At 57.7% G+C, this 23,057-nt stretch carries 19 protein-coding genes; 6 read left to right on the forward strand and 13 right to left on the reverse strand.

What is annotated here, in order from left to right; translation table 11 throughout:
* Positions 1–244 precede the first annotated feature (244 nt).
* On the reverse strand, positions 245–1,255 hold the full coding sequence (dusA, locus tag ABI171_RS00085) for a tRNA dihydrouridine(20/20a) synthase DusA (protein ID WP_348090583.1): 1,011 nt from the start codon (positions 1,253–1,255) through the stop codon (positions 245–247).
* A gap of 6 nt (positions 1,256–1,261) precedes the next feature.
* A complete protein-coding gene (locus ABI171_RS00090; RefSeq protein ID WP_348090584.1) occupies positions 1,262–1,522 on the reverse strand; it encodes a hypothetical protein in 261 nt (86 codons plus the stop codon).
* A gap of 69 nt (positions 1,523–1,591) precedes the next feature.
* Here ABI171_RS00090 and ABI171_RS00095 point away from each other — a divergent pair, with 69 nt between their 5' ends.
* Positions 1,592–2,158: a GNAT family protein gene (locus ABI171_RS00095; protein WP_348090585.1), complete on the forward strand. Its 567-nt coding sequence runs from the start codon at positions 1,592–1,594 to the stop codon at positions 2,156–2,158.
* Between the two features lie 17 nt (positions 2,159–2,175).
* On the opposite strand, the gene ABI171_RS00100 is transcribed toward ABI171_RS00095, so the two are convergent.
* Complete coding sequence (locus tag ABI171_RS00100) at positions 2,176–3,279, reverse strand: M35 family metallo-endopeptidase (RefSeq protein ID WP_348090586.1); 1,104 nt, start codon at positions 3,277–3,279, stop codon at positions 2,176–2,178.
* 359 nt (positions 3,280–3,638) lie between these two features.
* On the opposite strand from ABI171_RS00100, the gene ABI171_RS00105 reads away from it, so the two are divergent.
* Positions 3,639–4,991 carry an aspartate aminotransferase family protein gene (locus ABI171_RS00105; RefSeq protein WP_348090587.1) on the forward strand — a complete coding sequence of 451 codons (1,353 nt, stop codon included), beginning with the start codon at positions 3,639–3,641 and terminating at the stop codon, positions 4,989–4,991.
* Between the two features lie 95 nt (positions 4,992–5,086).
* Here ABI171_RS00105 and typA read toward each other — a convergent pair whose 3' ends face one another.
* The 9 genes from typA to uraH all read right to left on the reverse strand — a co-directional run bounded on the left by typA (position 5,087) and on the right by uraH (position 17,945).
* Positions 5,087–6,922 carry a translational GTPase TypA gene (gene typA / locus ABI171_RS00110; protein WP_348090588.1) on the reverse strand — a complete coding sequence of 612 codons (1,836 nt, stop codon included), beginning with the start codon at positions 6,920–6,922 and terminating at the stop codon, positions 5,087–5,089.
* A 265-nt stretch (positions 6,923–7,187) separates the two neighbouring features.
* A complete protein-coding gene (gene truB / locus ABI171_RS00115; protein WP_348090589.1) occupies positions 7,188–8,141 on the reverse strand; it encodes a tRNA pseudouridine(55) synthase TruB in 954 nt (317 codons plus the stop codon).
* A gap of 96 nt (positions 8,142–8,237) precedes the next feature.
* Positions 8,238–8,627: a 30S ribosome-binding factor RbfA gene (rbfA, locus tag ABI171_RS00120; protein ID WP_348090590.1), complete on the reverse strand. Its 390-nt coding sequence runs from the start codon at positions 8,625–8,627 to the stop codon at positions 8,238–8,240.
* A 148-nt stretch (positions 8,628–8,775) separates the two neighbouring features.
* Positions 8,776–11,628, reverse strand: coding sequence for a translation initiation factor IF-2 (infB, locus tag ABI171_RS00125; RefSeq protein WP_348090591.1), 2,853 nt, complete (start codon positions 11,626–11,628; stop codon positions 8,776–8,778).
* A 58-nt stretch (positions 11,629–11,686) separates the two neighbouring features.
* Complete coding sequence (nusA, locus tag ABI171_RS00130) at positions 11,687–13,246, reverse strand: transcription termination factor NusA (protein WP_348090592.1); 1,560 nt, start codon at positions 13,244–13,246, stop codon at positions 11,687–11,689.
* A complete protein-coding gene (gene rimP / locus ABI171_RS00135) occupies positions 13,243–13,731 on the reverse strand; it encodes a ribosome maturation factor RimP (protein ID WP_348090593.1) in 489 nt (162 codons plus the stop codon). The genes nusA and rimP overlap by 4 nt, the downstream gene beginning before the upstream one ends.
* Positions 13,732–14,152: 421 nt before the next feature.
* Positions 14,153–16,153 (reverse strand): 23S rRNA pseudouridine(2605) synthase RluB, encoded by a 2,001-nt coding sequence (rluB, locus tag ABI171_RS00140; RefSeq protein ID WP_348090594.1) that lies wholly within the window; start codon positions 16,151–16,153, stop codon positions 14,153–14,155.
* On the reverse strand, positions 16,140–17,108 hold the full coding sequence (scpB, locus tag ABI171_RS00145) for an SMC-Scp complex subunit ScpB (protein WP_348090595.1): 969 nt from the start codon (positions 17,106–17,108) through the stop codon (positions 16,140–16,142). The genes rluB and scpB overlap by 14 nt, the downstream gene beginning before the upstream one ends.
* A 483-nt stretch (positions 17,109–17,591) precedes the next feature.
* A complete protein-coding gene (gene uraH / locus ABI171_RS00150; RefSeq protein ID WP_348090596.1) occupies positions 17,592–17,945 on the reverse strand; it encodes a hydroxyisourate hydrolase in 354 nt (117 codons plus the stop codon).
* A 144-nt stretch (positions 17,946–18,089) separates the two neighbouring features.
* Here uraH and puuE point away from each other — a divergent pair, with 144 nt between their 5' ends.
* The 4 genes from puuE (at position 18,090) to ABI171_RS00170 (ending at position 21,349) form a co-directional block, all read left to right on the forward strand.
* A complete protein-coding gene (puuE, locus tag ABI171_RS00155) occupies positions 18,090–19,049 on the forward strand; it encodes an allantoinase PuuE (protein ID WP_348090597.1) in 960 nt (319 codons plus the stop codon).
* Between the two features lie 136 nt (positions 19,050–19,185).
* Positions 19,186–20,286 carry a porin gene (locus tag ABI171_RS00160; RefSeq protein WP_348090598.1) on the forward strand — a complete coding sequence of 367 codons (1,101 nt, stop codon included), beginning with the start codon at positions 19,186–19,188 and terminating at the stop codon, positions 20,284–20,286.
* A gap of 103 nt (positions 20,287–20,389) precedes the next feature.
* The gene (locus ABI171_RS00165; protein ID WP_348090599.1) at positions 20,390–21,139 is read left to right on the forward strand and encodes a class II aldolase/adducin family protein; all 750 of its coding nucleotides are present in this window, start codon (positions 20,390–20,392) and stop codon (positions 21,137–21,139) included.
* Positions 21,140–21,166: 27 nt separating this feature from the next.
* Complete coding sequence (locus tag ABI171_RS00170) at positions 21,167–21,349, forward strand: 4-oxalocrotonate tautomerase (RefSeq protein ID WP_348090600.1); 183 nt, start codon at positions 21,167–21,169, stop codon at positions 21,347–21,349.
* 78 nt (positions 21,350–21,427) lie between these two features.
* Here the strand turns inward: ABI171_RS00170 and ABI171_RS00175 are convergent.
* On the reverse strand, positions 21,428–23,057 hold a 1,630-nt coding region (locus ABI171_RS00175), incomplete at its 5' end, for an aromatic amino acid ammonia-lyase (RefSeq protein ID WP_348090601.1).

Raw genomic sequence — 23,057 nt, forward strand, 5'->3', positions numbered from 1 at the left:
AAGACAGCCGCTGCGGAAGCCTCTTGGGCCAGTCTGCGTGCTATGAATTTGGGTTAAGTTAAAACGTTACGTTGAATTGTGACAAGCCGGCTGCGGCATCAAAGCCCATCTTGCAGCCCTTGCTCATTCAAGCATAAGCCAGAGGTGGCTATTTTAAAGGATTTAGCAGACTGAAAATGTTTTACGGACACTACTTTGCCCTAGTTTTACGCCTAAACCCGATATCGCCGCCAGACAGACATGGTCAGGCCGCCAATGGTTGCATGTTTGCCAATGCCTCGATCAGCAGCAAGGGATCACCCACGGCAAGCCTTTTAGAATCCGACAGTGCTTGCCGGAACGATTTGGCGCCCGGCACGCCCGCCATCACCCCCAGCATGTGGCGCGTGATGCTATTCAGGCGCAAACCTTTGCCATCGCGTCCATGCAAAGCCAATTGCTGGCGAATATAGGGCAGCATCGCCTCTATCACTTCGGCGCGTGTCTTTGGCTGCGCATCGGTATCACCATAATAGCGAGCGTCGAAATCCGCCATCAGATAGGGGTTGTGATAAGCCTCGCGCCCCAGCATCACGCCATCAACGTACTGCAGGTGGAAATCGATCTCGGCGGTAGTCTTGATGGCGCCGTTGATGATGATTTCCAGCTCCGGAAAATCCTGCGCAAGCCGATATGCATACTCGTACTTCAAAGGCGGAATTTCGCGATTTTCCTTGGGGCTGAGGCCCTTCAGGATGGCATTGCGCGCATGCACGATAAAAGTCTGGCAACCGGCTTCAGCCACGGTGCCGACGAAATCGCGGACAAATTCGTAGGACTCGGTCTGGTCGATACCGACCCGATGCTTGACGGTGACATCAATCGCCACCGCATCGCGCATCGCCTTGACGCAATCCGCCACCAGCGCCGATTCCGCCATCAGGCAAGCGCCGAAAGCGCCCTTCTGCACCCGCTCCGACGGGCAACCGCAATTCAGGTTGATCTCGTCGTAGCCCCATTGCTCGCCCAGCTTGGCGCTCTTGGCCAGGTCGGCCGGCTCGCTGCCGCCCAGTTGCAAGGCGACCGGATGTTCAATCTCGTCGAAATCAAGGTGGCGCGGAACATCGCCGTGCAGCAAGGCGCCGGTGGTCACCATTTCGGTATACAACCAGGTGTGGCGCGTAATTTGACGGTGGAACACGCGGCAATGGCGGTCGGTCCAGTCCATCATGGGCGCAACGGAGATGCGGCGTTTACTGTAATTCGCTGATTTCATTAGGTTTTATGCTGATTTCACATACACAACGTGATGTGATTCATCCGCTATTCTGCTTGATTTTTTCGTGTTTTGCTGACGTGGCACATAGTTGTGCAAAATGAGCCCGGTTCGCGCCCGTGTGGCGTAAAGGGCGTCCAGTTTATCAGGAAGCGATCCCGCCCAAAGCAAAGTTCGCCCCGGATCACGATCCGCGACCACAATTTTCATGCGGAAATAGACTTTATCTTCGGCGAGCGCAGCTACTGCAGATTTTTTTACCGGCAAATGACATTATCCATATAATAATAAAATGAATATCAAAATTGCAAATCTCCAGCGACAGGCAGGCCCGCAATGTTAATCATCGAAACAGAAAATCTGGTTCTACGCGAATTTTCGAGCGACGACAGAGACGCTTACCGGGCCTTGCGGGGCGGCCAGAAATTTGCGCGTTTCTATAGCGAAGGAGATATGTCAATTGAGAAATCGGATGCGTTGCTTGACCTCTTTATCGCACAAACGAGCGAACAGCCCAGAACCGGATACCAGCTTGCCATCACCACCAAAAACGGCGAGCTGATCGGCTCCTGCGGCATCCGCTTTGAAGAAAACCGGCAAGCCTCGGTCGGCTGCGAGCTGGGCCGTGAATGGCAAAAGAAGGGCTATGCACTGGAAGCCGGCAGCGCGGTGCTTGCCTTCGGCTTCGAGCAGCGCGGGGCGCATCGCATTTATGCGGAAACGATTTCAGAAAATATAGCGGCGATCAGACTGTGCAAAATACTCGGCATGCGGCATGAAGCGCTATTCCTGGAGAACAGGTATTTCCAAGGCCGCTGGTGGAGCACGGCGGTGCTGGCAGTGCTGGCCCGCGACTGGCGTCAGCGCTGCACATCCACCGCCCTGCTCCGGCATCGCGACTGAAGCGATGCCATCCTTGCCTACTGCCGCGCCGGCGTATTCTCTGCGAAGTACTCGTGATTGTCGGCGTTGTCCAGAGCCGAAGCAGGATCGCTGGTCGCCAGGCTATGCGCGCCGCTTTGGCCATACACGTGATCGCCGGTACCGGCAACTACCGTGAAATGACTCGTTTCGTGCACCAGCGTGCCTGCCTTGGAGTCGGTGCCGTTGGCCGGCGCGTTCCAGTAGGCGCCGCACAGGTACACGGTGTAAGGCTGGTCAGGATACACGTAGGCGTAGGTATCGGCCTCGGCACAGCTGCAATCGAATTTGTACGACTGGTTTCCCAATGCGCTGCCGATGTTGGTGTAATGGCTGGTGGCGGTGGTGTAGCGGCCGCTGGTGACGGCGCCAAACCACCAGGTGTAACGGCTGCCGGTCTTGTTGGCGGTCAGGTAGCTCTTGGCGTTGGTAGCGATCGAAGCAGCGTCGCTGCGCGCGGTCGTCAACGCGGTTTTCTGGCTATTGCTGCAGCTGGCGAAGCTGGTCGATCCGCTGGCAGCCGCGCCAGTAATCGCTCCCAGCAGGTCGCCCGAAGTTTGCTTGGATGATGGCGGCGGGCCGCCGTCAACCGTCAACGGGATCGCCGTGGTGTCGAGCGTGATGGCGCTGGCTCCGGCGCCAGCGGCTTTAGCCGCTACCGCATTGCCCGCCTCGCGCACCAGCGTATCGGCGGTTTGCTTGTACTTGACCACGTACTGGCCGGCGCGATACATCTCGTAGTAGGCGCTCAGGTCCACTTCCACCGCCCGGCTTTCATTCGGTTTCAGCGTGATGTAATCCTTGTCCGTGGCAGGCTTGCGCTTCACCAGGCGTCCTACATAACGTACCGGCTGGCCACCCAGGGCGACGCTGAATATGTCGCCGCTGACGCCGCTCAATGGCGTTTCCCATTTAAGGACATGCAAGGGCGCAGCGCTGGTGTTGCTGATGGTGTACAGCACCTTGCCGGCGCCGCTGTCGCCTTTCGCGCTGGCTTCTTGCAGCGTGACTTGTATGTCGGCCCTGGCCGCATACGCCGAACCACTGATGACGATCGCCGCCAGACAGGTGACGCCCGCCAGCCATTTCTGAACACTGATCATGGATTACTCCTCTTGTAGAGTTAAATTGGCCTGCAGCTTTTGGCTACAGGTAAATTTATGCTAGCACGAGGAATCTGCACGGAAGCCTGTCAAAGTTAACAGGATTTCATCACTTTATTGCACTATCAGGAAGCCAGGTCGCAGCTGCGCCAGGCTGATGACGGCGCCGAGACATGGTCCTGCCCGAGATAGCCTCGAATCTCAGGCTAGCCCGCCACTTTGCGCTGCAACTGCCTGTAAAGTGGCTCTATCAGAACCCCGTTAAACGTACTAACATCAACAACAAGGGTCTGAAAACGATTCCGCCTGCCATTGAGAACCGTTGCCGGATTCACCGCCTACGACACCAAGGAAACGCCATGCCAACCACCCTGAACACCGACCATTTCTGGATGCCGTTTACGGCCAACCGCCAGTTCAAGAGCCAGCCGCGGATGCTGGTTTCCGCATCGGGCATGTATTACACCACCGATGACGGCCGCCAGATTCTGGACGGCACGGCGGGCCTGTGGTGCACCAATGCCGGCCACTGTCATTCGAAAATTGTCGAGGCGATTCAACAGCAGGCGGCCAAGATGGACTTCGCACCGGTATTCCAGATGGGGCATCCGCTGGCGTTCGAAGCGGCCAGCTCCTTGGTGTCGATCGCGCCGGAAGGCTTGAACCGGGTGTTCTTTTGCAATGACGGTTCCGAAGCGGTCGATACCGCGCTGAAGATCGCACTGGCTTATCACCGGGTGCGCGGCGATGGCTTGCGGACCCGCCTGATCGGCCGCGAGCGCGGTTATCACGGCGTCGGCTTCGGCGGCATTGCCGTCGGCGGCATCGCCGGCAACCGCAAGCATTTCGGCCCGACCCTGGCCGGCGTCGACCACTTGCGCCATCCGCTGGATATTGCGCGCAATGCATTTTCGCATGGCTTGCCGGAACATGGCGCCGAGATCGCCGACGAGTTCGAACAGCGCCTGCTGACGCTGCATGATCCGGCCACGGTTGCCGCCTTGATCGTCGAGCCGATCCAGGGTTCGACCGGGGTGATCTTGCCGCCGAAAGGCTATCTGCAAAAGCTGCGCGCCATCTGCGACAAGTACGGCATCCTGCTGATTTTCGACGAAGTGATCACTGGCTTCGGCCGCCTTGGTACACCGTTTGCCGCTGATTATTTCGGCGTGGTGCCGGACATGATCTGTTGCGCCAAGGGCTTGACCAACGCCAGCGTGCCGATGGGCGCGGTCATCGTGCGCCAGGATATCCACGACGCCTTCATGAGTGCCGCCAGCGAGAACGCCATCGAGTTCTTCCATGGCTATACCTATACCGGCCATCCTCTGGCGGCTGCGGCTGCGGTCGCCACGATTGACGTCTACAAGAGCGAGAACCTGTTCGATCGCGCGGCTGCGACCGCGCCCTATTTCGAACAAGCCGCGCATGGCCTGAAGGGCTTGCCTTTCGTTAAAGACGTGCGCAACCTAGGACTGGTATGCGGGATTGAACTGGAGCCGATCGCCGGCAAGCCAGGGGCGCGCGCCTTCGATGTGTTCTTGAAGTGTTTCTGGGAGAAAGGCGTGCTGATTCGCACTACCGGCGACATCATTGCGCTGTCGCCGCCGCTGATTATCGAACCCACGCAGATTGATCAATTGTTTGCCGCGATTGGCGATGTGCTGAAGACGCAGCATGCGACGGCTGGCAGCAGCCCGACCATCGCTTGATAAAATAAAAAACCCGCCGATCCGTGAGCTTACGCAGCACGCAAATCGGCGGGTTTTCTAGTGGCCGGGCCTGACGGCCCGATTCACGCTATTGCTTACGCGTCGCGCGAAGCCTTTTTACGCTCATGTTCCTTCAGGTAACGCTTACGCAGACGGATGCTCTTAGGCGTAACTTCAACCAGTTCGTCGTCGTCGATGAATTCAACGGCATATTCCAGCGACATTTCGATCGGCGGCACCAGGCGCACCGCTTCGTCGGTACCGGAAGAACGGACGTTGGTCAGCTGCTTGCCCTTGATCGGGTTAACCACCAAGTCGTTTTCACGCGAGTGAATACCGATGATCATGCCTTCGTAGACAGGGTCATTGTGGCTGACGAACATACGGCCGCGATCTTGCAGTTTCCAGATAGCGTAGGCAACTGCTGCGCCGTCATCTTGCGAGATCAGCACGCCGTTGCGACGGCCACCGAGTTCACCCCGGGTGTTGTCGACCGGTGCGTATTCGTCAAACACGTGGCTCATCAGGCCGGTGCCGCGGGTCAGGGTCATGAATTCGCCCTGGAAACCGATCAGGCCGCGTGCTGGCATGCGGTACTCGAGACGCACACGTCCCTTGCCATCCGGTTCCATGTTCTGCAGATCGCCACGACGACGACCCAATTCTTCCATGACGCCACCCTGGTTGGCTTCTTCGACGTCAACGGTCAGGTTTTCGTACGGCTCGTGGCGCACGCCGTCCACCATCTTGAACACCACGCGCGGACGCGATACAGCCAGCTCGTAGCCTTCGCGACGCATGTTTTCGATCAGGATGGTCAGATGCAACTCGCCGCGACCCGACACTTCGTAGGTCGAATCGTCGCCTTCAGCTTGTACTACGCGCAACGCCATGTTGGCTTTCAGTTCGCGGTCCAGACGCTCCTTGATCTGACGGGTGGTCACGAACTTGCCTTCGCGGCCGGCCAGTGGCGAGTTGTTCACCATGAAGTTCATGGTCAGAGTCGGTTCATCGACCTTCAACATCGGCAAGCCTTCCGGATGATCCGGGGCGCAGATGGTGGAGCCGATGCTGATTTCTTCGATACCGTTGATCAGCACGATGTCGCCAGCCAGCGCTTCTTCTGCCAGCACGCGGTCCAGGCCGCGGAAAGTCAGCACCTGGTTGATGCGCGCCTTGGTTGGCTTGTCGTCAGGACCATTCATCCAGACCACGTCTTGCAGGCCTTTGATGCGACCGCGCAGGATACGGCCGACGCCGATCTTGCCGACGTAGGAAGAGTATTCCAGCGAAGTGATTTGCAGTTGCAGCGGGCCGTTTGGATCATCTTCACGCGCAGGAACGTGCTTCAGGATAGCGTCGAACAAGGGTTCCATGTTGCCGTCGCGGACGGTGTCTTCCAGACCTGCATAGCCTTTGAAGCCCGATGCATAGATGATCGGGAAATCCAGCTGTTCATCGGTTGCGCCGAGTTTATCGAACAGTTCGAAAGTGGCGTTCACAGCCTTTTGCGGATCGGCGTTTTCGCGGTCGACCTTGTTGACCACGACGATAGGCTTCAGACCCAGCGCCAGTGCCTTGCGCGTCACGAAACGCGTTTGCGGCATAGGACCTTCTTGCGCATCGACCAGCAGCAAAACGCTATCGACCATCGACAGTACGCGCTCGACTTCGCCGCCGAAGTCGGCGTGACCCGGGGTATCAACGATGTTGATATGCGTGCCCTTGTATTCGACTGCGCAATTCTTCGACAGAATCGTGATGCCGCGTTCTTTTTCAATATCGTTCGAATCCATCACGCGTGCATCGACGTGCTGGTTGTCACGGAAGGTGCCGGATTGACGCAGCAATTGGTCAACCAGAGTGGTCTTGCCGTGGTCAACGTGGGCAATGATGGCAATGTTGCGGATGGCGCGAGGTGTGTTTGACATGGTCAGTTTGGAGATTGAAGAACTTAGTAAGTGCGCAGGTAACGATTGCGCAGAAAATTTATTGCTGAATACTTATAGCCGAATTTTTATTACTACATATGCGGCCAAACATGCACGCTAAGGCACTGCACGGAAGCAAGGCAGATGTAGCGGAATTTGGGAGGCCGCGCATTATAGCATGACGCGCTGCACTACTTTATGAAAAGCCTTGTAATTTCAACGAGTTGCTGTCTCAAATGCAGCACAAATACTGCTCAGATGATATTTAGACAAGCTGCGCGGTGGCAATCAGGCGTTCCGGCGCCAGAACGCCGTATTCATGCAACTGCGCGGTTCCCAGCAGTTGGCGCACGGATACAGCATCGGCAGGCTGCAGGTAAACCCGCACCCGTCCGCCTTCTACCGGCAACGCTACGCCTTCTTTCACCAGAGTCAAGCGCTGGCCTTGCAAAAAACGCTTTGCCAGCGAATCGGTGAGTACTACTTCCGGGAAGGTCAGTAGCAAGCTATCCACCGGCGCCAGCAAGGCGCTGCGTTCAGTCGGCTCGGTGCCGCTCAGCTGCTCGAGGGTAACGCAACCGTCCAGCGTCAAATGTCCGACCTGGGTCCGTCGCAACTCTTTCAAATGCGCACCGCATCCCAGCGCGGCGCCGATATCTTCGCCCAGCACGCGGATGTAAGTGCCTTTGCTGCAGCTGACGTGCAACCGCAGGAACGGCGCCTGGTAATCCAGAAATTCGAGTGAGTGAATGGTTACATCGCGCGCTTCGCGCTCCAGGGTGATGCCGGCACGGGCGTATTCATATAACGGCTTGCCGTCGCGCTTGAGGGCTGAGTACATCGGCGGCACCTGCTTGATCGGACCACGGAACTGCACCAGCGCCGCATCGATCTGTTCGCGGCTGACATCGACCTCCTTGCGTTCCAGGATCTCGCCTTCGGTGTCGCCGGTGGTAGTACTCACTCCCAGATGGATCAAGGTTTCGTAAGTCTTGTCGGCATCCAGCAAATCCTGGGCAAACTTGGTGGCTTCACCGAAACACAGCGGCAGCACACCGGTGGCAAACGGATCGAGGGTGCCGGTGTGGCCGGCCTTTTGCGCGTTCAGCAAGCCTTTTGCCTTGATCAGCGCGTCATTGCTGGAAAAGCCGACAGGTTTATCCAACAGCAAGACGCCATTGAGCGGGACACGGATTCTTTTAGGTGGGCGTGATGCCATAGAAGCAAATACAGAAAGGTGAATAAAACGGAAACGGCCTGCCGTCACCAGCAAGCCGCATCAATCCAGCAACAAGAACTGCGGTCAGGCTTGCACTTACTCCTGGCCGTCATCCTTGGAGCGCGTCGCATTCGCCAGGTCGATCAGGCGCGACATCTCGACGCCGCGGGCGGTCGAGTTGTCATGGATAAAATGCAAGGCAGGCAAGGTGTGGATGGACAGACGGCGGCCCAGTTGTCCCCGTAGGAAGCCGGCAGCCTGGGTCAGCCCTTTGACGGTATTCGCAATCGCTTCCAGGTCGTCGTTCAGCATTGTGAAAAACACCTTGGCATGGGCGTAATCCGGCGTGACCTGCACTTCGGTGATCGTGATCATGCCGACCCGCGGGTCTTTCAACTCGAACACGATAATCTCGGACAAGTCCTTCTGGATCTGGTCTGCAACGCGCAGGCCGCGGCCGGGGATGGATTTACTATGTTTAGCCATACTTTTATTCGGCGCTGTCAGGCGCTATATCTTTCACAATTTAACTAGCAACGACTTCATTACACAACTTGCCGCCAAATGAAAATCGGGCTTGTAGGCCCGATTTTCCCGCCCTACGCACTTTATTACCGTGCGTGTGCTTTTAATATTACAGAGTACGCGCGATTTCTTCGACTTCAAAGATTTCGAGGTGATCGCCTTCTTTGATGTCGTTGAAGTTCTTCAGGGTCAGACCGCATTCGAAGCCGGAACGGACTTCCTTGACGTCATCCTTGAAGCGTTTCAGCGAATCCAGCTCACCGGTCCACAACACGACGTTGTCGCGCAGCAGACGGACAGAAGCGCCACGCTTGACCAAACCTTCGAGCACGTAGCAACCGGCAATCGCGCCGACTTTGCTGACCAGCAGGACCTGGCGGATTTCGACCAGACCCAGGTTCTGTTCGCGTTTCTCAGGCGACAACATGCCGGACATCGCTGCCTTGATCTCGTCCACGGCATCATAAATGATGTTGTAGTAACGGATATCGACGCCGTTGGCTTCCGCCAGCTTGCGTGCCGAGGCATCGGCGCGAGCGTTGAAGCCGATGATGACGGCCTTGGAAGCGACTGCCAAGTTGACGTCCGACTCGCTGATGCCGCCGACGCCGGCGTGCACCACTTGAACCCGGACTTCGCTGGTCGACAGCTTCTGCAACGACTGTACCAACGCTTCTTGCGAACCTTGCACGTCGGTCTTGATGATCATCGGCAGGTTCTTGACCTCGCCTTCGGCCATCTGGTCGAACATGTTTTCCAGCTTCGCGGCTTGCTGCTTGGCCAGCTTGACGTCACGGTACTTACCTTGACGGAACTGACCGATTTCGCGCGCCTTGCGCTCGTCAGCCATGACCATGACTTCTTCGCCAGCTACCGGCACTTCTGTCAGACCCTGGATTTCGACCGGAATCGATGGACCGGCTTCGGTAATCGACTTGCCGTTTTCATCCAGCATCGCACGGACACGGCCATAAGCCGAACCAGCCAGCACGACATCGCCGCGCTTCAAGGTGCCGGACTGGACCAGAATCGTTGCAACCGGACCACGCCCCTTGTCGAGTCGCGCCTCCACCACCAGGCCACGGGCCGGCGATGCCACAGCGGCCTTCAGCTCGAGCACTTCAGCTTGCAACAGCACTTGCTCCAGCAAGTTATCAATGCCTTCGCCGGTCTTGGCCGATACCGGCACGAATGGCGATTCGCCACCGTATTCTTCCGGCACCACTTGTTCCGCGATCAGTTCTTGCTTGACGCGATCCAGGTTGCTGCCCGGTTTGTCGATCTTGTTGATCGCCACCACCAGCGGTACGCCGGCTGCTTTCGCATGGGCGATCGCTTCCTTGGTTTGCGGCATCACGCCGTCGTCGGCTGCCACCACCAGAATCACGATGTCGGTCGCCTTGGCGCCACGGGCACGCATAGCGGTAAACGCTTCATGGCCCGGGGTGTCGAGGAAGGTGATCATGCCACGCGGCGTTTCCACGTGATAAGCACCGATGTGCTGGGTAATACCGCCGGCTTCACCTGAAGCTACCTTGGCGCGACGGATGTAATCCAGCAGCGAGGTCTTACCATGGTCGACGTGACCCATGACAGTCACCACCGGTGCACGCGGCAACAATTCAGCGTCGGTATGTTCTTCACCGTCGATCAGCAGTGCTTCCGGATCGTCCAGCTTGGCGGCATGCGCGGTGTGGCCCATTTCTTCGACCAGAATCATCGAAGTTTCCTGGTCCAGCACCTGGTTGATGGTGACCATCTGGCCCAGTTTCATCAAATGCTTGATGACTTCGGAAGCCTTGACCGACATCTTGTGCGCCAGTTCGGCGACGGTAATGGTTTCAGGGATATAGATATCCTTGATGACCGCTTCTGTCGGCGCCTGGAAATTACTTTCGTGATCGTCGTTATGCGAGCCACGGCGACCCTTCGGACCACCACGCCAGCCGTCACGGCCACCGCCGGTATTGCCGCGGGTCTTGATGCCGAGACCGCGTTTTTTAGCGGCGTCGTCTTGCCAGGTCGAAGAGACGTTGGCGGACTTGATCGATTTCTTGTCGACCACCACTTTCTTGTCGTCTTTCTTCTCGCCCGGCTTCTTGTCTGCCGGCTTGTGCAAGGTGCCTTCGGCGGTCTTGGCCGGCGCTGCTACAGGAGCAACCGGTTCAGGCGCCTTGATGACTCTGCGCGGCGCATTCATCATCGCCTTGATTTGCGCAACTTCATCTTGCACAGCCTTGCGAGCGCGTTCAGTGGCGGCCGATTTCTCGGCAGCTTCCTTGGCGGCTTGCGCGACTTTCTGCTTGGCTTCTTCGCTAGCCAGACGTTTCTTTTCTTCAGCGGCAGGATCTTCCTGCTTGACCGGAGCAACCGTACCAGGCGCCGCAGCGACCGGCGCCGGTGCTTCGGCAGCGGCCTTTTTGGCTTCCAGCTCAGCTTTCTTGGCGTCGTTTTCAGCTTTTTGCGCAGCCTTGGCTTGCGCTTCCTTCTCCGCTTCCAACTTGGCCAGACGCTCTTGCTTCTCGACCAATTCCGCTTCCTGGCGAGCAATCAATTCAGCTTGACGGCGTGTTTCTTCGATCCGGCGAGCTTGTTCAGCTTCGTCGATCACCGGTGCGGCAGGCGCAGCCGGTGCTGCCGCTACTTCGGCAACCGGTTCGTCACGCTTGACGAAAGTCCGCTTCTTGCGCACTTCAACCTGGATCGTGCGCGACTTGCCGGTGGCGTCAGCCTGCTTGATCTCGGTGGTTTCCTTGCGGGTCAGCGTGATTTTCTTCTTTTCGCTATCAGGCACCGCACCGTGCGAACGGCGCAGGTGTTCCAGCAGGCGATCCTTGTCTTCTTTCGACAAGGCGTCGTCAGTCGAATTTTTCTGGACGCCAGCCGATTGCAGTTGTGTCAGCAGTAAATCCGCTGGCATTTTCAGCTCGGTGGCAAATTGGGCTACATTGTTACTCGCCATTCAGTCCTCTTTTTCTATGTGGCGCGGCAGACGATACGGAACCTCTCGGATCACTCGATCACTTGGCTTCCGCTGTATTCCATGCCTTGGCTTGCAGGGCCTTGGCATGATCATCGTACTTGGCATCGATGAGTTTCATCTCATCGTCGGTCACATCTTTAAACTCTTCATCAATCAAATGACGCGCACGGTCGGCTGATAAAGCCAGGATCGCGCCAAATTCGTCATACGCCAGGGCGGCGAACGCAGCCAATGTCTTGACTCCCGCCAAACCCAGCTTGCCGGCGGTAACCCGGTCCATGCCTTCGAAGTTGACCAGGGCATCTTCCATGCCTTCCAGTCCTTCTTCCGAGGCAATCGCTTCGGTTACCAGTGCATCCCGCGCCCGGTTGCGCAGCTCGTTGACGGTGTCTTCGTCAAACGAATCGATCTCCAGCATTTCAGTAATCGGCACGTAGGCGATTTCTTCCAGGCTGGCGAAACCTTCTTCCACCAGGATGTCGGCGACTTCCTGGTCGACGTCCAGCTTTTCCATGAACAGGGTACGGATCGCAGCGGTTTCCACTGCCGACTTATCGGCCGATTCTTCCGCTGTCATGATGTTGATCTGCCAGCCGGTCAATTCTGCCGCCAGGCGTACGTTCTGACCGCCGCGGCCGATGGCGATAGCCAGGTTTTCTTCGTCCACCACGACATCCATTGCGTGCTTTTCTTCATCAACCATGATCGAAGATACGTTCGCAGGAGCCAGGGCGCCGATGACGAATTGCGCCGGATCTTCCGACCACAGCACGATATCGACACGTTCGCCGCCCAGTTCGCCGGTCACGGCCTGCACACGTGAACCACGCATGCCGACGCAAGTACCGATAGGATCGATGCGCTTGTCTGCGGTAAACACAGCAATCTTGGCGCGTACGCCAGGGTCGCGTGCAGCCGACTTGATTTCCAGCGAGCCTTGTTCGATTTCCGGCACTTCCAGTTCGAACAGCTTCATGATGAATTCCGGCGCGGTACGCGACAAAATCACTTGCGGGCCGCGTGCATTGCGGTCGACACGCAGGATGAAGGCGCGGACACGGTCGCCGATACGCAGGTTTTCCTTAGGAATCGTCTGGTCGCGCGGCAAACGCGCTTCGATCTTGCCCGACTCAACGATTGCATCGCCGCGTTCCATCCGTTTGATGGTGCCGGTGACCAGCGAATCGCCGCGTTCAAGGAAGTCGGCCAGGATCTGTTCGCGTTCGGCGTCACGGATCCGTTGCAGCACGACTTGCTTGGTGTCTTGCGCAAAGCGGCGACCGAAGTCGACCGATTCAATCGGCTCTTCGATGTGGTCGTCGACTTCGACGTCGTCAATCTGTTCCTTGGCTTCGAACAGCAGGATTTCCTGGTCCGGCAGTTGCAGGCCCGCTTCGTCCGGCACTACGTGCCAGCGACGGAAGGATTCGAATTCACCGGTTTCACGGTCAATCGTGACGCGAATATCGACGTCACCTTCATAGCGTTTCTTGGTTGCCTGTCCAAGTGCATGTTCGAGCGCACCGAACACTACATCTCGATCGACGTTTTTTTCATGCGCGAGCGCATCGACCAACAATAAAATTTCGCGACTCATGCTTTGCGACTCCTAAAATCCACTTGCGGCACCAAGTGTGCCTTGTCTACGTCAGCGAGCGTGAAATCCAACACCGCCGACCCATCTTTTGTTTCAAATTCGATTGTCAAATTCTCGCCGTCCGGTTCACCCAGGACGCCTTGAAACGACTTGCGATGTGCTGCGCCGGGCATCGCCACGCGCAATTTCACAATGGCTTCCTTGCCGGCAAAGCGCACATAGTCAGCCAGTTTCTTCAGCGGCCGGTCCAGGCCTGGCGACGATACTTCCAGCCGCTCGTACACGACGTTTTCCACAGTCAGCACGTGCAACAGTTGATGCGTCACTTTTTCGCAATCTTCTACCGTGATCTGGCCGCCTTCGCCGGCATTTTCCGGCGTCAGGTCGATGAAAACGCGCAGCAGACCACGTGCGGCGATTTCCAGCTCGACCAGCTCGTAGTCCATGCCAACCACGGTTGTTTCAATTAGCTTCAGCAACTGCAAAGCAACTCCCTAATAAAATATAGCTATAGGCCTGATTTTTTACGCAACCCTGAAACGTAGCGATGCACAAGATACGCAACCCGAGTATGCAAAATGGCAAGTACAACGTAAAAAAACCGCAAAAAACGAAAAGCAAAAAAAAAATGGGCATCTGCCCATCTTCTTATCGTTTGTCATTTCAAGCAGTTTCACGAGAGCGGTTGCGAATCAATCCTCGCATTTTGTCCGCTTTTTCTCGTTAGTGACTTCTGTTAACTTGTAAATTATAAACGATTGAGCTATGTACCGCAATGCGAGAAGTTTGCATTTATTGACAATCACCCGCCAGAAGACCGTGAATTGATCATAATTGCAACATTTCCAGCCACTTCTTTTCAGTTCATCCGGAGCGGTAAAACACCGCTCCGGACAACCACATCAATTAACCACGCGGACGGCGACGCGGAACGCCTTGTGCGCCGAAATGTCCGCCGCCGGTTTGTCCGCCGGCTGTCTTGTTCGGACGTGCAGGACGGGCAAAGCCGCTGCCGCCGCCATTGCGTCGCTGCCCGGCATCCGGAAAGCCCAACGCGGTTTGCAACGGATCCGGCTGCCGGCTGCGCGGCTGACCGCCATTACCTGCATTGCCAGAGTTACCCCCGCCTTGCGGACGGCCTTGGCCGCTACCAGGGCCGCGCCCTTGATTGCCGCGCGACTGGCCGAATCCGCCTTGATCGCGATAACCGGCAGGACCTTGCGGCGCACTATCCGCGCGATTGCCGTTAGGCTGGCGGTCCTTGTTGAAATCGGGGCGGGCCTTGCCGCCGCTGCCGCCGCCGCTCTGGCCGGCAGGTTTGTCCAGACCATGCGCGGTCATCATGTCGCGCACCGCATTCTCTTCCAGCTCTTCCCAGCGGCCGCGCTTGAGGCCGCGCGGCAAGGTCATCGCGCCGTAACGGGTACGGATCAGACGCGATACGGTCAGGCCGATCGCTTCAAACATGCGACGCACTTCGCGGTTACGGCCTTCGCCGATCACCACGCGATACCATTTGTTGATGCCTTCGCCGCCGCCGTCGGCAATTTTGGTAAATTGTGCAACGCCGTCTTCCAGCTCGACGCCGGCCAGCAATTTCTGGCGCATGCCCTGCTCCAGCTCACCCAGGGTACGCACCGCGTATTCGCGGTCGATGCCGTAGCGCGGATGCATCAGACGGTTAGCCAGGTCACCCGAAGTGGTAAACAACAGCAAACCTTCGGTATTAAAGTCCAGACGTCCGACAGCCAGCCATTTGGCCGCCTTCATGTTAGGCAAACGATCGAACACCGATGGACGGCCGTCCGGATCGTTGTGACTGACGATTTCGCCAGCCGGCTTGTGATATACCAGCACACGTGGCGGACGCTTGCTGACTTTGCGCTGCAACAGCTTACCGTTGATGCGAATCTGGTCGGTTGGCAGAATGCGCTGGCCGATATGGGCGGGTTCGCTGTTGACCGAAACCCGGCCGGCGATAATCAGCTCTTCCATGTCGCGCCGCGAACCCAGGCCGACTTCTGCCAACACCTTGTGCAGCTTAGGTGCGTCATCTTCGGCGGTCAGGTCACGCCGGACATTCTTTTGCGCAGCCTGGCGACGGTCGTTTGCGTCTTCCGTAGTCACCAGCGTATCGAACGACTCGGAGGTAACAAACGAGAAGACTTCGTCGGCGTCGCCGCCGCGCGAACCCGGCTTGCCGGCGCGCGGACCTTGCTGGCCCGGCTTGCCGCTCTGTGCTTGCGGCTTCTTGCCTTTTTGCTGGCGGTCGCGCGAATTGCGATCAGCGCCGCGTTCGCCGTTACGGCCATTGTTACGGTCGCCACGTGGCTGACGCGCTTCACCAGTGACGTTATCTGCATTTTGCGACACGACCGGCTGGCCTTCAACTACCGCCAGGTTGCCAGTCTCGGGCGCGGAATCCGCAACAGCCGACGACTCTTGCGCACGCTGGGCGGCGCGATTGCTGCGCAAAGCGCGCGGACCACGGACGCCACGCTTGGCAGGCCGCTCACGCGGCGTTGTGTCATCACCCACCACATTCACGAATGGTGCCGCCTGCGCAACCACCTCGATGCTGACGGCCGGTTCGGCCACGACAGCCGGCGCCTTCTTGCGTGGCGCAGCTTTCGGCTTGACCGGCGCTACAACGTCCGCCGCGACCGGCGCCACTGCTGCAACGCTGCTCTCATCGGCTGCCACAACAGCTACGGCTTTCTTGCGTGGCGCGCGTGGAGCACGCTTGGCCGGCTCGGCAACATCCGCGGAAGAAGCTTCTACAGCAGCCGGGGCCGCAACGGCAGCATCAACCGCAACCTTGCGCGCTCTCGGCTTTTTAGCAGGCTTCGATTCGGTGGTGGCTGTCACGTCGACGACCGGTGCATCATTGGAACTAGGTGGGTTCATTATTCAGGTGTTGGTTATGCCGACCTGGCGTGGCTTCATCAGCCGATTCGGGCGCTTGGTCGTTGGTGTGGGTTTCATTCGATGCAACGGTTGTTTCCTGCGGCTGAATTGCTTCCTCATCCACTTCCGCTGCATTTTCCGTCATGACTTCCGACGCATCGATATCTGCATCAATACCGTCTTCGTCCTCAGTCACTGGTTCTGCAATCTGTTCCGCATCCGCAGAAGTGCCGGCTGCAATGTGCTCTGGTTGATCCTGCACATCCAGCTCAGCCATCTCGGATTGCTGTTGTTCGTCGCTTGCTTCTTTCGCCGCAGCGGCATCCAGCGCCGCGCGGGCCTCCATACTGGCTTCCAGATCCGCTTCCAATGCCTGCAATTCAAGCAGATTGCCTTCCTGCATGTCATTTCTGGCAACTTGCTGCAACGGCGGCAACTGGTCCAGCGACGTCAGGCCGAGATCATCCAGGAACTGTCTGGCGGTGGCAAACAATGCCGGCCGGCCTGGTACATCGCGATGGCCGATGGCCTCGATCCAGCCACGCTCTTCCAGCATTTTCACGGTCTGCGAATTGACTGTGACGCCACGGATTTCCTCGATGTCGCCGCGGGTTACTGGTTGTCGGTAGGCAATAATCGCCAAGGTTTCCATGGTTGCACGCGAATATCTCGGCGGCTTTTCCGGGTTCAGGCGCTCCAGGTAGATTTTCATCTCCGGGCGGCTCTGAAAGCGCCATCCAGTCGACAGGGCGACGACTTCGATGCCCTTGTCCGACCAATCCGTACGCAATTCCTCCAGCATGGACCTGATCGTATCTGCATTGATTTCGCCCTCATCGTCACCGATGTCTTCGCCATTGCGCACATACAGCTTTTTCAAGTCGTTAAGCGACAGCGGCTCGTGGGCACAGAGCAATGCAGTTTCGAGGACTTTCTTGGCCTCAATAATATTCATGTACGACGTAGTTTATTTAAATTTTATAAAAAAATTTCGCAGAGCTTATGTTCAACGGCAAGCATCATGAATGTGCCTGATGCCCGGTCAAAGAAAAAGCTGTTGATACTGCTGTCCAGCGCCCGTTAGAGGAGGATTAATGAGGGCGGGGACAATAAGACTTGAATAAGACGGCAACATTTCTGGCGCACCGCTCGTTCCTTAGATTTTGACCTAGGCGGTGCGGCGCGTTGCTATGACACTACGGCAACCGGTCTCGCTATTTATCAAAAAATGTTGAGACACAGTTTAGCACAAAGCTTATGGGGAGGGCGGATTGATCTTGCGGATGTGGTTATTTGACGATACAGGACGAGGTGGCCAAATGGGGGATGCGCTTTGAGTGGCGACCGCCCAATTGGCATATTTACCTCTGTGACGGCGCCGGCGCTACCAACCTGAACAGACCGGTTCGGCAAATACAGCCTGGCGCTAGGTAACCATTCAGCTACCGCGATAAGTCGAATACGACCACGGCGATACCACCAGCGGCACATGGTAGTTCTGATCCGCATGGGCGATGCCAAAAGCCAAGGTGACTTTATCAACAAAACGCGGGGCCGGCAGGTCGATTCCCTGCGCAGCGAAATAGTCCCCGGCCGAAAACACCAGCTCGTATTGTCCGGCTTGCATCTCTTCACCCTGCAGCAACGGTGCGTCAACCCGGCCGTCCTGATTGGTCACGGCGTTCTTTAACAGGCTGCGGCCAGCGGCGCTGACTGTATATAGTGCAACTTTGACACCTACGCCCGGCTTGCCCTGGGTAATATCCAGAACGTGCGTACTTAATTTACCCATGACAATTCCCTATATCGATTAGTTGAAAACGAGTATCGATCAAATGATATACCGCAGGGTGCAGGTCAATATATTATCCGGCATATATTAATCATGGCTGCAGCGCACATAATTCAGACAAATCCAATATTTCCGGGCCAAGCAATGACCATTAATACCGATCCACACTACCCGCGCGACATGACCGGCTATGGCCGCAATCCGCCCCACCCGCAATGGCCGAACAAGGCCCGGATCGCCCTGCAATTCGTACTTAACTACGAAGAAGGCAGCGAAAATTGCGTACTGGACGGCGACGCCGGCTCGGAGACTTTTCTGTCTGAAATCATTGGCGCGCAGAGTTTTCCGGCCCGCCACATGAGCATGGAGTCGCTCTACGAATACGGTTCGCGCGCCGGCGTCTGGCGTTTATTGCGCATGTTTGAAGAGCGCCGGCTGCCGCTGACCGTGTTCGGTGTTGCGCGCGCGCTACAACGCAACCCGGAAGCGACTGCTGCTTTTCAAGAACTTGGCCACGAAATTGCCTGCCACGGCTTGCGCTGGATCAGCTACCAGAATATCGACGAAGCCACCGAACGCGCGCATATCGCCGAGGCTGTCAGCGTCATCAAGGAATTGACCGGCAGCGCCCCGCTCGGCTGGTATACCGGCCGCGATTCGCCGAACACCCGCCGCCTGGTCATGGAACACGGCGGTTTCAGCTACGACGCCGACCACTACGGCGACGACTTGCCGTTCTGGGAACCGGTCGGCTTCAAGGACGCCAACGGCGCCGCCCAGGTTCAGCCGCAACTGATCGTGCCGTATACCCTGGATACCAACGACATGCGCTTCGCCGCCATGCAAGGCTTCAATTCCGGCACCCAGTTCTACGATTACCTGAAAGACGCCTTCGACGTGTTGTACCGCGAGGGTGATCCGCACGGCCTGAACCAACCGAAAATGCTGTCGATCGGCCTGCACTGCCGTCTGGTCGGCCGTCCCGGACGCGCTGCGGCGCTGGCGCGCTTCCTGGATTATGTGCAAGCCCACGGCCAGGTCTGGGTCGCGCGCCGCATCGATATCGCCAACCATTGGCGTGCTACTCACCCGTTTTCCGCTTAATGCAACAAACCGCAGTAAAGCGCTTTCCCACCCGCCGTGGCGGTACCACGGATCGTAGCTAAAACGCAGACGTGCGTTGTTTCAAATGAACAGAATCAAAACTTTATTTCCCATTTATAAAAATCAGGAGACAGGGATGTACCCAGCTAAAAACAAATTAAGAAAACTGCAATTCTTGGCGGCCATCGGCGCCACGATTGCATTGCCTGCCATGGCCCAGACGTCGGTCCAGGTAACCGGCCTGGTCGACACTTATGTCGGCTCGCTGAAGTATAGCGGCGACTCGGCGCGCACCAGCGTGGTCGACAGCGGCGGCATGACCACCTCGTGGATCGGTTTCAAAGGGACAGAAGACCTCGGCGGCGGACTCTCGGCCAAGTTCAACCTGACCTCGTTCTTCCGCTCCAACACCGGCGCCACCGGCCGCTTCGACGGCAACGAAACAATGTTCTCGCGCGACGCCAACGTCGGCCTGGTCGGCAGCTTCGGTACGGTTTCCCTGGGCCGCGACCTGGCACCCAATTTCCTGCCGTCGATCCTGTTCAACCCGTTCGGCGATTCGTTCAAGCTGTCGCCGCTGATCCTGCACATGGACGTGCCTTGGTTCAACGCTTCCGGCTGGACCAATTCGGTCGCGGGCGATACCGGCTGGAGCAATGAGATCATCTATACGACGCCGGATTTCTCCGGCCTGAAAGCCAATTTCCACTACCAGTTCGGTGAAGTCGCCGGTAATACCGGTAAAAACAATATCGGCGCCAACGTCTTGTATTTCCATGGTCCGCTGGCATTGACCGCCTACTACCAACGGGTGCAGGTCAACAATCCTTTGGAACTGTCGCCGAACAACGTCCAGCCGGCCACCAACATTCCGCTGCCAAGCGGCATGGTGGCGGCGCGCCAGTCGAACTGGTTCCTGGGCGCGACTTACGACTTCACGGTCGCCAAGCTGTTCGCCACCTACGACCAGACCTCGCACGATATCGACTTGAAGGACAAGACCTTCCAGCTCGGCACCAGCATCCCGCTCGGCAACGGCTCGGTCCTGGCTTCATGGGCAGACACCAAGCGTAACGGCGCTGCTGTGGGCGGCTCACTGAAACGCGATACGGCATCGCTGGGCTATGACTACAATCTGTCCAAGCGCACCGACCTGTATGCGGTCTACATGTACGACAAGATCACCGACCAGACCGTCGGCAGCAGCGTCGCACTGGGTATCCGTCATCGCTTCTAAGCGTCCGATATCAAGCTTCGGATAAACTGATACCGCAGCCGCACCCTCGCAATGCGCGTCGATCACTCAGCTGATCGGCGCGCGTTTTACCATCTGGAGTTCCATGAACGCTTTCCCTTCCTCCATCAGCAGCGCCGAATGGCAGGTGCGCAAGGACCTGGCGGCGTGCTACCGTCTGTGCGCACTGAAGCAATGGGATGACCTGATCTATACCCACATTTCAGCCTCGGTTCCCGGGGAACCGGGACATTTCCTGTTGAACCCGTTTGGCTATCGCTTCGACGAAGTCTGCGCATCCAACCTGGTCAAGATCGACGCCCGCGGCCATATCGTCGGTGACTCGCTTTACCAGGTCAATGTCAGCGGCTTCGCGATCCACGGTGCGGTCCATGCCGCGCGCCCGGATGCGATGTGCGTCATGCATCTGCACAATACACATGCGGTGGCGATCGGGATCCAGGCCGATGGCCTGCTGCCGGTCTCGCAGCATGCGCTGCGTTTTTATGAACAGATTGCGTATCACGATTATGAAGGCCTGGCGCTCACGACCACCGAACAAAGCCGCATGACCGAACGGCTCGGCCAGTTGCCGGCCATGCTGTTGCGTAATCATGGCAGCCTGGTCTGCGGCCGCACCATCGCCGAAGCCTATGTGCTGATGGATACGCTCGACAAGGCTTGCGAAATACAGCTCAAGATGCATTCAGGCGGCGGCCGCCTGACCATGCCTTCGCAGGAAATCTGCCGCAAGACGCGCGACCAGCTGCTGGGCGACGGCAGCCCGGAAGGCCTGCTGGAATGGCCGGCGCTGCTACGCAAACTGGATGCCATCGATGCCGGCTACCAACACTGATCAATAGAACTTACAGAAAGGATTCAAATGCCGACATTCAACGTGCAGCTTTTCGAAGGCCGCAGCCTGGAACAAAAACGCGCTTTCGTCAAAGCCATCACCGAAGTCACTTGCCAGACGCTGGATTGCGGGCCGGAATCGGTGGACATTATCATCGAGGAAGTGAAACGGGAGAACTGGGCTACCGCCGGCAAACTCTGGTCGGACTGAGTTTGCATAACCCTACCGCATAAAAAAGAGCCACGCTACAAAATAGCGTGGCTCTTTTTTTACCCGCAGGAAACCGGATCAAGCAAATTCGCCGACCTTCTTGATCACCGCCGCCCGCACCGAACCACTGACCACAAACGATTGCGCCACGGCGATATCGTTGTGGAACCAGCGGTCGCCATCCAGGCAAGCCGGAATCTGACGACGGATTTCCTGGTAGGCCGCCTGCGTGCCTTCACCCAGCACAAAGCCCGGCAACAAGTCTTCGGTCATGGTCAACGCTTGCGCCGCCAGCAGCATTTCGACGCCGATGATGTACTGCGTGTTGGCCACCACGGTGGCCGCCTTGCGCGCGCACCAGGTCGAGTTGGAGACGTGGTCTTCGCTGTTGCCCTTGGCCGGGATGCTGTCGACGCTGCCCGGCATGCACAAGGTACGGTTTTCCATCACCAGCGAACTCATCGAACATTGCACCACCGGATAGCCGGTATTGACGCCGCGCACGCCGCTCATCAGGTTGCGTGGCAAGCCCCATGACAGGGTCGGATCGATCAGGCGGGCGATGCGGCGCTCGCAGATGCTGCCCAGGTCGGTGATCGCCATCGCCAGCAAATCCATCGCCTGCGCCAGGTATTGGCCGTGGAAGTTACCGCCGGAGATGATCTCGAAGCCGCCGCCTTCTGCTTCTTCTTTGCTGAATATCAGCGGATTATCGGTGGCGGAATTGATTTCCTTGTCGACGATGTTGTCGATGTAATCCAACGCATCGAATACCGGACCGTAGACTTGCGGCGAGCAGCGCAGCGAATACACGTCCTGGATACGCGCGCTGTAAGGGATGTCGGTACGGCGGCTTTCTTCCGGAAACTGCACCGCGCGTGCTTCGTGCGTGGTGCGGGTCGAGCCGGACAACAGCTTACGGATGATCGCTGCAGTCTTGATCTGGCCGGCATGCGGACGGGCTTGCTGGATGCGGGGGTCGAAGGCCGCCATTTCAGCGCGCATCGCTTCCAGGGTCAGGCCCAGTGACAAACAGGCATCGCTCAACAGGTTACGCGAATCGTGCGCCACCAATACAGCCACTGCCAGCGAAGCGGTGCAACCATTGATCAGGGCCGATGCGTCCTTGGCCTTGAGGTCGAACTTGACCGGACCGACGCCGGATTTGGTGATTGCCTCAGGCGCGCTCATGCGCTGGCCCTGGTACATCACTTCGGCTTCATCGAAACCGGCAATCGCCGCCGCCAGATAAGACAAAGGCGCGAGGTCGCCGGACGCGCCGACCGACCCCTTTTGCGGCATGATCGGATGAATCCCTGCATTCAGGAAAGCCAGCAAACGGTCCACTACTTCGACCCGCGGCGCTGAGTAATTGCTGGCGAACGCATTGGCGCGCAACAGCATGGTGGCGCGGCTGACTTCTTCCGAGAACGGCTCGCCGATGCCGGCGCAGTGGGCCTTGATCAGCTGGGTCTGGAACAGTTCGATGTGCTCGACCTTGATGCGGGTGTCTTTCAGCAGACCGACGCCGGTGTTGAAGCTGTACATCATCGGCGCTTCGTCATGCATCCAGGTCGACTCGATGTAGTCGCGGCTTTCTTTCAGGGCGGCGCGGGAGGAAGCGGCCAGGGTGACCGGCAGATGCGGCGCGCGGGCGACGTCGACCACTTGCTGTGCGCTCAGGTTGAAGCCGTCGATGGTGATGGTT

This window comes from Collimonas sp. (assembly GCF_039923675.1).
Taxonomy (GTDB): domain Bacteria; phylum Pseudomonadota; class Gammaproteobacteria; order Burkholderiales; family Burkholderiaceae_D; genus Collimonas.

What these genes read in the sequence shown, in the direction of transcription:
- ABI171_RS00165 (WP_348090599.1), top strand. Translation starts at nt 20,390, where the DNA reads ATGAACGCTTTCCCTTCCTCCATCAGCAGCGCCGAATGGCAGGTGCGC.
- truB (WP_348090589.1), bottom strand. Translation starts at nt 8,141, where the DNA reads ATGGCATCACGCCCACCTAAAAGAATCCGTGTCCCGCTCAATGGCGTC.
- ABI171_RS00105 (WP_348090587.1), top strand. Translation starts at nt 3,639, where the DNA reads ATGCCAACCACCCTGAACACCGACCATTTCTGGATGCCGTTTACGGCC.
- ABI171_RS00160 (WP_348090598.1), top strand. Translation starts at nt 19,186, where the DNA reads ATGTACCCAGCTAAAAACAAATTAAGAAAACTGCAATTCTTGGCGGCC.
- dusA (WP_348090583.1), bottom strand. Translation starts at nt 1,255, where the DNA reads ATGAAATCAGCGAATTACAGTAAACGCCGCATCTCCGTTGCGCCCATG.
- ABI171_RS00095 (WP_348090585.1), top strand. Translation starts at nt 1,592, where the DNA reads ATGTTAATCATCGAAACAGAAAATCTGGTTCTACGCGAATTTTCGAGC.
- infB (WP_348090591.1), bottom strand. Translation starts at nt 11,628, where the DNA reads ATGGCGAGTAACAATGTAGCCCAATTTGCCACCGAGCTGAAAATGCCA.
- nusA (WP_348090592.1), bottom strand. Translation starts at nt 13,246, where the DNA reads ATGAGTCGCGAAATTTTATTGTTGGTCGATGCGCTCGCGCATGAAAAA.
- typA (WP_348090588.1), bottom strand. Translation starts at nt 6,922, where the DNA reads ATGTCAAACACACCTCGCGCCATCCGCAACATTGCCATCATTGCCCAC.
- puuE (WP_348090597.1), top strand. Translation starts at nt 18,090, where the DNA reads ATGACCATTAATACCGATCCACACTACCCGCGCGACATGACCGGCTAT.
- ABI171_RS00170 (WP_348090600.1), top strand. Translation starts at nt 21,167, where the DNA reads ATGCCGACATTCAACGTGCAGCTTTTCGAAGGCCGCAGCCTGGAACAA.
- rbfA (WP_348090590.1), bottom strand. Translation starts at nt 8,627, where the DNA reads ATGGCTAAACATAGTAAATCCATCCCCGGCCGCGGCCTGCGCGTTGCA.
- scpB (WP_348090595.1), bottom strand. Translation starts at nt 17,108, where the DNA reads ATGAATATTATTGAGGCCAAGAAAGTCCTCGAAACTGCATTGCTCTGT.
- uraH (WP_348090596.1), bottom strand. Translation starts at nt 17,945, where the DNA reads ATGGGTAAATTAAGTACGCACGTTCTGGATATTACCCAGGGCAAGCCG.
- rluB (WP_348090594.1), bottom strand. Translation starts at nt 16,153, where the DNA reads ATGAACCCACCTAGTTCCAATGATGCACCGGTCGTCGACGTGACAGCC.
- ABI171_RS00100 (WP_348090586.1), bottom strand. Translation starts at nt 3,279, where the DNA reads ATGATCAGTGTTCAGAAATGGCTGGCGGGCGTCACCTGTCTGGCGGCG.